The sequence below is a fragment of the Salmonella sp. NW722 genome (assembly GCF_051702785.1).
In the GTDB taxonomy this organism is placed as follows: domain Bacteria; phylum Pseudomonadota; class Gammaproteobacteria; order Enterobacterales; family Enterobacteriaceae; genus Salmonella; species Salmonella enterica.
The window spans coordinates 16,745-29,329 of the sequence record NZ_JAMMIN010000006.1 but is presented as its reverse complement, the minus strand read 5'-3'; the positions used below and the strand labels follow the sequence as shown (position 1 = coordinate 29,329).

12 protein-coding genes are annotated in these 12,585 nt (G+C 54.0%); 3 read left to right on the top strand and 9 right to left on the bottom strand.

Annotated elements, in window-relative coordinates; genetic code table 11:
- Positions 1-2 precede the first annotated feature (2 nt).
- Positions 3-1,196 carry a purine ribonucleoside efflux pump NepI gene (nepI, locus tag NA330_RS15690; RefSeq protein WP_001004799.1) on the bottom strand — a complete coding sequence of 398 codons (1,194 nt, stop codon included), beginning with the start codon at positions 1,194-1,196 and terminating at the stop codon, positions 3-5.
- 214 nt (positions 1,197-1,410) lie between these two features.
- On the opposite strand from nepI, the gene NA330_RS15685 reads away from it, so the two are divergent.
- A complete protein-coding gene (locus NA330_RS15685; RefSeq protein ID WP_001217953.1) occupies positions 1,411-1,770 on the top strand; it encodes a type II toxin-antitoxin system RelE/ParE family toxin in 360 nt (119 codons plus the stop codon).
- A complete protein-coding gene (locus NA330_RS15680; RefSeq protein ID WP_001274842.1) occupies positions 1,754-2,077 on the top strand; it encodes a helix-turn-helix domain-containing protein in 324 nt (107 codons plus the stop codon). Before NA330_RS15685 ends, NA330_RS15680 begins: the two co-directional genes overlap by 17 nt.
- A gap of 432 nt (positions 2,078-2,509) precedes the next feature.
- Here NA330_RS15680 and NA330_RS15675 read toward each other — a convergent pair whose 3' ends face one another.
- The 8 genes from NA330_RS15675 to rbsK all read right to left on the bottom strand — a co-directional run bounded on the left by NA330_RS15675 (position 2,510) and on the right by rbsK (position 11,486).
- The gene (locus tag NA330_RS15675) at positions 2,510-2,962 is read right to left on the bottom strand and encodes a DUF1198 domain-containing protein (protein ID WP_023242071.1); all 453 of its coding nucleotides are present in this window, start codon (positions 2,960-2,962) and stop codon (positions 2,510-2,512) included.
- A gap of 192 nt (positions 2,963-3,154) precedes the next feature.
- On the bottom strand, positions 3,155-4,546 hold the full coding sequence (gene uhpT, locus NA330_RS15670; protein ID WP_000879181.1) for a hexose-6-phosphate:phosphate antiporter: 1,392 nt from the start codon (positions 4,544-4,546) through the stop codon (positions 3,155-3,157).
- 142 nt (positions 4,547-4,688) lie between these two features.
- Positions 4,689-6,017 (bottom strand): MFS transporter, encoded by a 1,329-nt coding sequence (locus NA330_RS15665; protein ID WP_085438285.1) that lies wholly within the window; start codon positions 6,015-6,017, stop codon positions 4,689-4,691.
- Positions 6,018-6,026: 9 nt separating this feature from the next.
- The gene (gene uhpB, locus NA330_RS15660; RefSeq protein ID WP_001091264.1) at positions 6,027-7,529 is read right to left on the bottom strand and encodes a signal transduction histidine-protein kinase/phosphatase UhpB; all 1,503 of its coding nucleotides are present in this window, start codon (positions 7,527-7,529) and stop codon (positions 6,027-6,029) included.
- A complete protein-coding gene (gene uhpA, locus NA330_RS15655; protein ID WP_000633672.1) occupies positions 7,529-8,119 on the bottom strand; it encodes a transcriptional regulator UhpA in 591 nt (196 codons plus the stop codon). The genes uhpB and uhpA overlap by 1 nt, the downstream gene beginning before the upstream one ends.
- Before the next feature lie 74 nt (positions 8,120-8,193).
- Entirely contained in the window at positions 8,194-9,207 is a 1,014-nt protein-coding gene (locus tag NA330_RS15650) for an aldose 1-epimerase family protein (RefSeq protein ID WP_023201714.1), read from the bottom strand.
- 11 nt (positions 9,208-9,218) lie between these two features.
- A complete protein-coding gene (gene fucP / locus NA330_RS15645) occupies positions 9,219-10,535 on the bottom strand; it encodes an L-fucose:H+ symporter permease (protein ID WP_000998359.1) in 1,317 nt (438 codons plus the stop codon).
- A 30-nt stretch (positions 10,536-10,565) separates the two neighbouring features.
- On the bottom strand, positions 10,566-11,486 hold the full coding sequence (gene rbsK / locus NA330_RS15640; protein ID WP_023227699.1) for a ribokinase: 921 nt from the start codon (positions 11,484-11,486) through the stop codon (positions 10,566-10,568).
- Between the two features lie 313 nt (positions 11,487-11,799).
- On the opposite strand from rbsK, the gene NA330_RS15635 reads away from it, so the two are divergent.
- Complete coding sequence (locus NA330_RS15635) at positions 11,800-12,585, top strand: DeoR family transcriptional regulator (RefSeq protein ID WP_000448642.1); 786 nt, start codon at positions 11,800-11,802, stop codon at positions 12,583-12,585.

Below are 12,585 nucleotides of genomic sequence, written 5' to 3'. Positions count from 1 at the left end.
TATCAACTCATTGGCGTAATACGGACTTTCGCCGCCACGACTAACGCCGTCAACAGCATCAGACCGCCGGAAAGCGCCAGCGGCGAAAGCAGCCCGAAATTGTCGAGCGCATAACCGCCCACCGCCGCGCCACAGGTATTTGCCAGTTGAATCACCGCGACCTGGATGGAACCGGCTTTTTCCGCCTGATCGGCAAGGGAACGAGTGATCCACGTTGACCATCCCACCGGCACCAGCGCAAACGCCAGTCCCCAGACAATCGCTATTGCCGCCGCCACGGTTTTGTCGCTTCCCCACACAATGAGCGTCAGCGCGCTCAGCGCCAGTAGCAGCGGCGCACCGGCCAGCGCCAGTTTTACCGAACGTTTCAGGACATAAGATGAGAAAGAAGTGCCAACGAAGCTGGCAATACCAAAGCTTAGCAACACCAGAGTCAGACCATCAACGTCAAAGCCCGCCAGATTCATATAGACCGGGCGAATATAGGTAAAGAAAGCGAACTGCCCGGCAAAAGACATAAAGATGGCGATCATCCCGGCCATCACGCCAGGGCGTTGCAACAGGCTAAACATATTCTGTTTCTGGTGAGAAGGTTCGCCCGGCAGCGACGGCAGTGATTTCACCACCCAGATGACGCACAGTACGCCCATCACCGCAGCGGCGTTAAAGACATTACGCCAGCCAATAATACCGCCCAAAAAACTGCCCAGCGGCGCGGCGATCACTAACGCGATGGAAACCGCGCCAAAAATCACCGACAGCGCTTTCGGCACGGTACGCGCGGGAACCAGTCGCATGGTCAGCGACGCCGACATCGCCCAGAATCCGCCCAGCGCCAACCCAAGACAGGCGCGGCCCAGCAATAGCAGCGTAAAGCTGTTGGCAAAGGAGACCATCAGACAAGAAGCCGTCAGCAAAACGGCGAACAGAATAACGATATAACGCCTGTCGGTCGCCTGAATAATCTGGGTAATGAACAGGCTGGAAAACATCGCGACAAACGCCGTAACGGTGACCGACTGACCGGCGACGCCCTCGGAGATCCCCAGATCCTGCGCCATCGGCGTCAACAGACTAACGGGCAAAAACTCAACGGTAATCAGGCAGGCGACACAAAACGCCACGGCAAAAACGGCTGACCAGTTAGGCCTGGCAACCCCATCAGCGCGGAATTTTTCTGCGATATTTTCATTCATTGTGGTTACCTGCGTCGTTTTAGTGCGGAAATCCACTCAGTGTAACATTACAAAATGTGATCTGATTAACGTTTTAGCAACTGACATTGTTGCGCTGCATTTTGCGAGGCTGGTCGAGCGTTGAGAATTATCTTCTCTCGCTGCGTGCAAAACCAAAAGGTAAGACATAGTGTATCACCTGGTGCTATACTTTAGATTACAGGATGTCAACCTGATGCGAATCTTCAAAACCAGGTGGTTTAACAGAGAAGCGAAGTCCCACACGATAAAAGACGACGAGTTAAGCGAGGCCATCAACGCCGTACTGCAAGGAAAAGCAGATAATCTCGGCGGCGGAGTTTATAAAAAACGTCTCAATCAAAACCGCGATCGCGCAATTGTGTTGGCAAAGGGAGGCGAACATTGGTTTTACACCTTCCTGTATGCCAAACAGGATATGGCCAACATTAGCTATCGCGAACTCGCGGGTTTCCGTGAGTTAGCAAAACACTATGCTTGCCTGACCGAAGATCAGATAACGGCACTCATTAATAACAAAGAACTGGTAGAGGTGCGCCATGTCAGCAAAAACTAAATTCAAAAGCCCTGCCTTTGAAGCGATTCATAGCGCGGCATCTGGATTATTTAGCGTGGATGCCATTCCCCAGGAGACAATGCGCAGTTTTGACACGGCCTGCTTAAGCAGCATCAAAGACCTGCAGCCACTTGAAATAAAAGCGTTACGAGAAGAACTCAACGTTAGCCAGTCGGTTTTCGCTCGGTACCTGAATACCAGCGTATCAACGGTTCAAAAGTGGGAAAGCGGCGCCAAGCGTCCCAGCGGGATGTCACTGAAACTACTTAATGTTGTCCAAAAACACGGGCTAAAGGTGCTGGTATGAGGGTTTTACCGATGGTCTGTTAAGACTAAGTCGGATGTCTGGGGGTGGGCAAATTCAGTGTGCCACTACAATGTTTTCATGGGGCGCGCCTAAACATTTAGAGTTGTCTATAGACAATCATGTACAACTTCGAGTTTATGATAAGAAATTTTGAGACAGGAGGTATGGCAAGGAGTCACAGTTTTAGTGTTCAAAACAAGATCACATTTCCGTGATATATGTCACAGAAATGATGAGCTACAAGTCTCTGACGTTTTGGCGTCGTTAGCGGTTATTCGGTACGTTACTTCTGTGGTTCACCCTTAGCAAATACGATGGCGGCTACGCTTTATTTGGCTAACGATGAATCGCGCCATCCGGCCGTTAATCGTGGCTCGCCGCCCTTGCCAGCCTCATTCATCTCGTCTTTTGTTAACGAGATAGTGAAGAGTATCAATGCAACCAGTGGACACCCTCTTCCGGCTGAAAAAAGGCGTTATAGCGCAGTTGAAACGCGTTGAACTCCTGCATATCGGGTTCCATTTCGCGCAAAAAGCCCAGCGCCAGCCGTACCTGTGTGTCGGTGATCGGCGCAGCTAAACGCGCTTTTTGCAGCAAGCGATGCCACCGCTGCAAATTCTGATCGCCGCCATCGACAATCACCATTTGCCAGATCAGTAACACCTGAGCGGCATTTTGCAAATGCGACTCATCAGGGCGATGCAGATACTGTAAAAATTCACCGCCCGCCGTTTTACCCATCTGATCAATCATCGATTCTATCGGCACTACATCAATATTCAGACGTTCGCTCAGGCGGCGAATCGCCCGGCGGGTATCCGATGTCAGTACCCGAAACCCCACAATAAACACCACCACAAACGTGGCCAGAATCAACCAAATCATGCGCACATCCGTCACCAAACAGGATGCCCATCATAACGGTAAATTTATAACTGTCGACGTTCTGGCCTGTCAGGATGTGATTTATTAACGCCTGTCTTCATTTACGCCAGACGCCGGATGTCCTGTCTGACGAACGCAAGGCATAAAAAAGCCCGGCGTTAAGCCGGGCAAAACGTTACCAAATGCACACATTTAAGCGATATTAACTTGCTGAATTTTTTTCTCACGGCGGATTTTGCGCTCTTCCATCACGGCGACCATCGCCATCAGGCAGATACAGCCGATCGCGGCGGCGTCCAGCGCGGCGAAGGTGCCCGCCCAGCCGGTCAGACCAAAAACGGGGGTGCCGTCGGCAATCATGCCCAGACCCAGCTTGGCAAAGCTATCGCCGATAAGATAAGCGAAGGTTCCTTTGATACCGTCCGCAGCGCCGATGGCTTTTTTCGGTACGAAACCGACTGCCGCCACGCCAATTAATAGCTGCGGCCCAAACACCAGGAAACCGAGCGCGAACAGCGAGGCCAGATAGACATACTGGTTGCTGGCGTGCTGGTAGACGCCGAGGGTGGCGATGATTAACGCCAGCGCCACACAGGCTACCAGCGCACGACGACCGTTCGCCAGGTCAGAGAGCCAGCCCCACAGCAACGTGCCGACCAGCGCGCCCACTTCAAACAAGGTAAAGCCCTGAATCGCCACCTCTTTAGAAAGTTTCAGTTCCTGGAAGGCGTAGACGGTTGACCACTGGTCGATACCAATACGTACCACATACAGGAAGATATTGGAGAAGCACAGCAGCCAGATCACTTTGTTTTTCAACACATATTCAACAAAGATCTGCCACTTGGTCATTTCGTTTTCTTCAGTCTCTTTGTCCTCTTCGCTGATCTCTTCGCCGAACAGTTCTTCAGCTTTGCCCAGACCGTAAGACTCTGGGGAGTCGCTGCCAAAACGCAGACCGATAAAGCCAACAATCAGCGCGATAATCGACGGGAAGATAAACATGCCGATGACGTGACCGTCGAACAGGTAGTTGGCGCCGAACAGCGCCACGCCTGCCGCGCCCGCGCCGCCGAGGTTGTGGGAGATATTCCAGAAGCCGAGAAAGGTGCCGCGTTTACGACGCGGAGTCCATTTAGTGATGGTCGAGTAGCTGCACGATCCGCCGGTACTCTGGAAGAAACCGCTCAGGGCATAGAAAGCGATCATCAGAAACAGGCTGGTTGACCCCGCGCCCATGCTGGCGCTGAAGCCGAGCATACAGATAGCGGAGAGGATCAACATAAACGGTAGAAACTGCTTGGTATTTTTACCGTCAGCGTAGTAGGAAACCAGCGTTTTCCCCACGCCGTAGGTGATCGAGAAGCCCAGGCCAATCATCCCCAGCTCGGTCATGCTCAACCCGTAGGTAGAAATCATGTCGTTCTGCGCGATGTTAAAGTTTTTGCGGATCAGGTACATGGTCAGGTAGCCGATAAAAACCACCAGATAGGACTGCATGAACGGCTTGAACCACATTTTACGCCGCACATCGAGCGGCAGATCCAGGGTCGGCTTGCGTACCTGGTTTAAGAAGGCCAGCATGGATTACTCCTGAGCTAATTTTTATACCTGCGAATGGCAGGCATTGTAAAAATCCACAGGAAAAGTGGCCTGCGACAGCGTCCAGGCAAAACCGGGAAAATTTCTTAGTTTTGCCCCATTCAGCGCAAAAAGGTGAGGTGCATCACGCTTCGCTGGTCTCGCGCGGGGCCTGAGCGTTCAGAAATGGCAGCAGCAATAGCGCGGAGATCCCCGCCGCGATGGCGATGACCGCAAAAAAACCGGTCCAGTGCCAGATCTCCAGCACTTTCGCTAACAGCCAGCCGGAAAGCGACGCGCCGAGATAGGCGAACAGGCCGACAAAGCCGGTGGCCGCGCCCGCCGCCTCTTTATGCGAGCACTCCGCCGCCGCCATGCCAATGAGCATCTGCGGGCCGAAGACAAAGAAACCGGTGGTGAAGAAACAGGCCGCCTGCATCACGTAGCTGGCGAACGGCATCAGCCACAGCGAACCCACAGAGAGCAAAATCCCGGCAGCGAAGATTAAATTCATCGGTCCGCGGTTGCCGTTGAAGAGTTTGTCCGAGCCCCAGCCCGCCACCAGCGCGCCGATAAATCCACCCAGCTCAAACATCGATACTGCCGTGTTGGCCGTGACCAAATCCACGCCCAGCGTCTCGGACATATACAGGTTGCCCCAGTCGTTGATCGCCGCGCGCACCACGTACACTAAGACATAACACAACGAAAGCAGCCAGATATAGGGATTCAACAGCACATATTTAGCGAGGATTTCTTTGCGACTTAGCCCCGCGCCCTCTTGCTGTTGGGCGACCTCCAGCGCATCGTGCCGCCAGTCGCCTACCGGCGGTAAACCAATCGCCTGCGGACGGTCGCGCAGCCGCCAGCAGAGGACCATGCCCACCCCGATGGCAAGCAATCCGGCCACCATCATTCCGACGCGCCAGCCATAATGCAGGGCGACAGCGGCCATGACGAGAGGGATCAGCGCCCCGCCGACATTATGCGCGGTGTTCCATAACGCCCACCAGCCGCCGCGCTCGGTACGCGAGTACCAGGCGGTCAGCAAACGGGCGCAAACCGGCGATCCAAACCCCTGGAAAAAGGCGTTCAATGCCCATAGCAGCGCAAAGGCCCACAGAGAGGTCGAGAAGCCGAACAGAATATTCACTACGCCGGTCGCAATCAGCCCGATGCCCATAAAATAGCGAGCGTTAGAGCGATCGCTAACAATGCCGGAGACAAATTTCGACACCCCGTAGGTGATGTAAAACAGCGTCGCCAGCAGGCCGATATCGCTGCGGGTCAGAATGCCGCAGGCAAGGATTTCCGGCGCGGCGGCGTTAAAGCTTTTACGGGTGAAATAGAACAGCGCGTAACCCAACCAAATGGTGATCAGGATATGCCGCCGCCAGTAGCGATAGCGGGCGTCAACCTCGTGCTTATCGGTGATGAGCGGCGCGTTGGCCGGGGCTTTTAAAAACGAAAGCATTATCCTTCCTTAAACGTAACGCTGGGGCAACGAGACGCTCACCCGCGTACCGTGGGTACAAGAGATGGTTAGCGTCCCGCCGAGCGCCGACACGCGTTCGCGCATTCCGGTCAGGCCGAAGCCCTGCTGGTGAGAGCCCGGCGGCAGGCCGCTGCCGTCATCCTCAATCACCAGCATCAGCCGCTCATCCTGCTGCCAGCCCTGGAGCGTCACCGCGCTGGCATTGGCATGTTTTACGATGTTATTCAGCCCTTCCTGACAGACGCGAAACAGCGTCACGCGCTGACTTTCACTCAGCGCCGTTTCGTCAATTCGCCAGTCGAGGTGACTGACAATACCGCGGCTTTCCAGCTCCATTTCGCGCAGCAGCGAACGGATGGCCTGCGCCAGCGTTAAGTCGTCTAGCTGGCGCGGGCGCAAGCGCCCCAGCAGGCGACGCACGGCGTCATACACGCCCAGCGAAAGCTGCTCGATAAGTTGCCCGCTCTGCTTCACGCCGCCGTTATCCGCCGCCAGTCGTTGCACAATGCCCGCCTGGGTTCGAATCGCGGTGATGGTCTGTCCGATGTCATCGTGCAGCTCACGCGCAACATCGCGCCGCACGCTCTCTTCGGTCTCCAGAAGACGCTCCGCCAGCCGATGGTTGCGCGCCAGCTCCTTTTGCAACGACTGGTTCAGCTCGCGCAGGCGCTGAATGCCCGCGCCAAGCAGTAGCCCGGTCAGGCTTTGCGCCAACAGCGAAAGTAATAAATCGACGGGATGATCGTGCCAGGTCTGGCTGGCGATCAACGCGATAGCGTTCATCAGTGTGGCAATGAGCGCGCCCTGCCAGCCATAATGCCAGGCGAGCGCGATAATCGGCAACGCCAGGCAGAACGGCGTGAAGCGCGAAAGTTCAGCAGGTAAACCCAGTTGCAGCCACAGACTGACGATAAACAGCAGCAGATACCAGATCAGATGCCGCCCGCGCCAGTTTACCGGCTGCGATACCAGCGATGGTCCCAGCGGCAGCCAGGTGGTGCTGGTGAGATAGTGCCAGAAAACCAGGCAGATGGGGGCCAGCGTCAGACCACCCGTGAGGGTCAGCAGTAGCGCGTTCCATGCCTCTTCCCCCTGCCCCAGCCAGGGCAGGGATTGCAGTAGCGCCGCGGCGGTGAGGGCCGCGCCCTGAAGCAATAACGTGCGCCAGTCGCGCTGATGGCGGTAACGCGAAGTCAGCGCCACGGGCAGTAGCGTCAACACACTACCGATCATCAAAAGCGGCAGATGGGCCAACGCAACTTCCTGCGCCAACCAGTACACCAGCAGCCACTCCGCGCCCAGCAATACTGGCCAGTATCCGCGCGGGCATTGCAGCATAAGTCCCAGGCGCAGGCCGAAGGGAAAGAGTAGCGCCGCCAGCTCCGGGCGCTCTACCAGATGCAGGCTGATACTCCACAGGCAGAACCACGCGGCGGAGAAGATAAAAAAGCAGGCAACAACGGTGATTAAACGGGAAAAAAAGGTGTTCATTACCAACCGTCAAACATGCGATGCGCCAGTTCAACGTCATTGCTGACGCCTAATTTTTCCAGCAGATTCGCGCGATGGACATGCACCGTTTTTGGCGACAGCCCCAGCTCGGCGGCAATCTCTTTTACCGCCATACCCTGGGCGAGTTTTTCCGCCACTTGACGCTCGCGTTTGGTCAGCGGATCTTGCCGACCCGCCGCCAGTTTCACGGCAATATCGGGGGTCAAATAGCAGCCGCCCGTCGCCACCGTATGCACCGCGGCGATCAGTTCATCCGGACTACAGCGTTTAGAGAGGAAACCGCGCGCGCCGGCGTTCAACGCCTGTTCCACCAGCGCCGGGCTATCGTGAACCGAGAGCATGATCGTCGCCATCCCTTTTGGCAGTTGGCTTAGCAGCTCCAGTCCGGAAATATCCGGCATCGAGATATCGCAGATACACACCTGTACGCCGCGCCCCGGCAAGCCTGCCAACGCTTCGCGCCCGGAACCAAATTCGGCGACCACCTGCAAATCAGGTTCCAGCCCCAGTAGCTGTGCAAAGCCGGAGCGGACGATAAGGTGGTCGTCGATAAGGGCAACGGTAATCATGGGTTCTGTCCTGATGGATAAAAAAAACGCGCTTACCTTAACGATAAGCGCGCGGGTGTTCAAGCCTTGAGCGGTCAGACAATGCCTGTCGTGACGGTGAACGTCCGGGTTTGCTGCGGCTCCAGTTGAAGCAAGGTTCCATTTCGCTGCGCCGCGAGAAAACCTTCAGGCCGACAGGTCGCGGGCAGGGCAAAGGCGGCTACCTGCTGATCGCCGTTATAAAGAATCCAGCGGGTCACGTAATTCAGCTCCGCACTGGCGAAACGTGTCACGAACGTGGTGCCATCCGGGGCGATCATACTGAATTCCGGGGTATCCGTGTACTTGTCCAGTTCATCGGCGAAGAACACGATTTCCGGGTCGTAAAAGCCAGGCTCGTTGAGCGTTGCCAGCGAGGCTTCACCCTGCAAAAGTCGTTGATTAAACGCCAGCCACTGCGCCGTGGGTTTGACATGCGCCGGCACCGACTCGCGTAGCTTCAGCGCGGTATCCGGGATATTCTGGCGGAACGTGGCGTTCGGCACATAGGCATAGTTCATGTGGCACATGTACTGTAGCGGCATGGCGACTGAAGCCAGGTTAGTCACGGTCATCTGAATATCAAACAGCGCGCTTGCTTTACGCATTACCACCGCAGGTTGCGCCTGATAATGATGACCGAACCCCATCACATACTCGTAGCGCCCGGTCACGCGCAGACTGTCGCCCTCTAACTCCAGCCAGGCGTCGTCCATGGCAGCGCAGGGCATCTCGCCGTGCAGCGGATGTGTATCTTCTGGTGACGGGCAGCCATTCGCCAATAGTCCGGAATGGAAAGCAAAGCAACCATACGTTGCCACTACTTCCGCAGCCGGCTTCGGCTGGCGGAACATGTTGCGCATAGTCAGATCATGACCGTCAAACTGCGCGTCCCAAATCATCTGCCCCATCCAGGGCAGAATCACCAGATGACCGCGGCTGTTTTGTATTTTCAGTCCTTCCACGCCGCTGGCGTAACGAAACGCCGTAACCGTAAAATCATCATTTTCCAGCAAGATACGCGGCTGCTCGCTAAAAAGCTCCCGCCATAATGTAATACGTGTTGTCATTGTCGATCTCCTCAGGACGCGGCGACTTCAGCCAGGTTGCCGCGCACTTTGCTTTCGCGCCAGAAGTAAACGCCAACGTAAACAAAGCACAGCATGGAAACCAGGAATGAGAGCTGTAGCGAGTGGAACATGTCCGCCACGTAGCCCTGAATCGCGGGAACCACCGCCGCGCCGACAATCGCCATCACGATCACCGCCCCCGCCATTTCGGTATGCTCGTTATCGACGGTATCGAGCGTTCCGGCATAAATGGTCGCCCAGCAGGGGCCAAACAGAACACTGACCAGCACCGCCACGTATACCGCGCTAAAGCTGGGCGCCAGCGCCACATAGGCCAGGAACAGCGCGCCGATCACAGAGTAAAGGATCAGGACTTTTTCCGGGTTAAAGCGTGTCATCAGAATGTTGGCGATAAACTTGCCGATAAAAAAGCAGGCGAAGCTGTAGACCATAAAGGTTGAGGCATCGCGCTCATTGATATCGCCTAACTCCAGCGCCAGACGGATAGTGAACGACCAGACCGCCACCTGCATTCCCACATACAGGAACTGCGCCACAATACCGCGACGGAAACGGGCGTTGCTGGCGAGATAGCGTAACGTATCCAGCGCCGAGGGGCGTTTATGACTCGCGGTTTGCGCGACTTTACAGGTCGGGAAACGCGTCAGCAGGAACAGTACCATCACCACTACCAGGACCATAATCATGTACTTATAGGGTTCCAGAGTGTTTTCCAGCATCAGCACCTTGAAGTTGTGGACTTGCTCGGCATTCATGCCCGCCATCTGTTTTTCCAGGCTTTCCCCTTCGGAAAAGACCAGATATTTACCCAATAAAATGCCTGCCGCCGCGCCGATCGGATAAAAGGTCTGGCTGATATTCAGCCGCAGCGTGGCGTAGGCTTTCGGCCCGATCATCGAACTGTAGGTATTCGCCGCCGTTTCCAGGAAACTCAGGCCAATCGCAATGGCGAAAATCGCCGCGAGGAACATGGTGTAGGTCGCCATGTGCGAAGCCGGGAAAAAGAGCGTACAGCCGACAATGTATAGCGTCAGGCCGATAAGTATCGCCACTTTATAACTGGTTTTTTTAATGACCAGCGAGGCCGGAATAGCAATTAAAAAATAACCGCCATAAAAGGCGCTTTGTACTAATGCCGAAGCAAAGTTGCTCAGCGAAAATACACTTTTAAATTGCGTAATCAGAATATCATTTAACGCGGCTGCGCATCCCCATAATGGGAATAAACAGGATAACAAAATAAACTGGAACAGAGGTGTCTTATTCAGATACCCGTCGGGCATCTGAACGATGTTTTTATCGTTCATAGTGCTACCTTTAACAGTGCAGGGTGATTGTTATTCGTTCAACGAAAGATACTCATTAAATTGCTCAATGCTTGGATAAGAGGATTGGGTGCCTTTCCCGGTGACGCTGAAAGCGGCAAAAAGGACGGCTTTTTTCATGGCGGCTTCCACATCCCCGCTCTGGACATAATAATGCGCGAAACAGCCGATAAAGGCATCGCCCGCGCCGCTGGTATCAACAGCGCTCACTCTAAACGCCGGGACATGGACTTCCTGGTCACGCGTCATCCACAGCGCGCCTTTCTCACCCATGGTGACGATAATATTGTTCAGCCCTTTATCCACCAGCGAACGTGCCGCTGCGCGAATATGGTCATAGGTATCCACTGGCATACCGGTTAATATTTCCAGCTCGGTTTCATTGGGTACAAAGAAATCGCATTTACAGGCATAAGACATATCTAATTCCCGTAATGCTGGCGCAGGGTTTAATAACACTTCAATCCCGTGTTTCTTGCCAAATTCTATTGCGTGATAAACCGTTTCAAGCTGAACTTCCAGTTGCAGAACAATAAGCTGGCATTTTTTTAAATCTTCCGCCGCGCGATCGATATCTTCCGGCGAGAGAAACTTGTTAGCGCCTTTGATGATCAGAATGCTGTTGCTGGAGTTGGCGTTGACGAAAATCGGCGCTACGCCGCTGCTGGTACACGGTACTTTTTCTACATACGTCGTATTGATCCCCCAGGATTCGAGATTACGAATGGTGTTGTCGGCAAAAATATCGTCGCCCACTTTGGTCAACATCAATACTTTTGAATTGAGCTTAGCGGCCGCCACGGCCTGGTTCGCCCCTTTTCCGCCGCAGCCGATTTTAAACGCCGGCGCTTCCAGAGTTTCCCCTTCTTTGGGCATCTGGTTGGTGTAGGTGATAAGGTCCACCATGTTAGAGCCAATAACCGCGATATCCATTTTACTCCCTCTCAGAAATCGTCACACGACAATGATATTAAAATAACATTATCATGTTACTTCCGTATCATTTGTGACTATGATCGCGATTAGAGGATCATTTTGCCATTTACTGCGTGAACAATCCCTGGCGGAACAAATCATTTTTAGGGTTACAATTTACTGAAAATTAACTATTTATTGTTATAAAACGCGAATAAACCCACTTTTATTTCCTGACGGCCGGACGTATAGTAGTGCCACACTGTAATGTTCTCAGAAACACATAAATGTTACTGATGGAACATAACAACATGATTTGCGGAGAGGGTGAATGGAGACCAAGCAAAAAGAACGTATCCGACGCTTGATGGAGTTACTGAAAAAGACCGATCGAATCCATCTGAAAGACGCCGCGCGGATGCTGGAAGTTTCGGTGATGACCATTCGCCGCGATCTCAGCCAGGATGATGACCCTTTACCGCTGACGCTGCTCGGCGGCTATATCGTCATGGTAAATAAGCCTACGTCTTCAACCAATATGCCGCTGCCGGCGAAAAAGACGCATCATCGGGACGACCTTCCCGTTGCGATCCTGGCCGCCGGCCTGGTGCGTGAAAACGATTTGGTTTTTTTTGATAACGGTCCGGAAATGCCATTAGTTATCAGCATGATACCGGATGATATTACCTTTACCGGGATTTGCTACTCGCATCGGGTATTTATCGCGCTGAATGAAAAGCCTAATGCCACGGCGATTTTGTGCGGCGGCACCTATCGGGCCAAGAGCGATGCCTTTTATGATGCCAATAATCCTTCGGCGCTGGATTCGCTCAATCCGCGCAAAGTGTTTATTTCCGCCAGCGGCGTACATGAACATTTTGGCGTGAGCTGGTTTAACCCGGATGATCTTGCCGCCAAACGTAAAGCGATGGAGCGCGGTCTGCGCAAAATTTTGCTGGCGCGTCACGCCCTGTTTGATGAGGTCGCGCCTGCCAGCATTGGTCCGCTTTCTGCCTTTGATGTCCTGATTAGCGATCGCCCATTACCGACAGATTATGCCGTTCACTGTCGGAATGGTTCCGTCAAAGTCATCACGCCTGATTCGGAAAGTGAATAA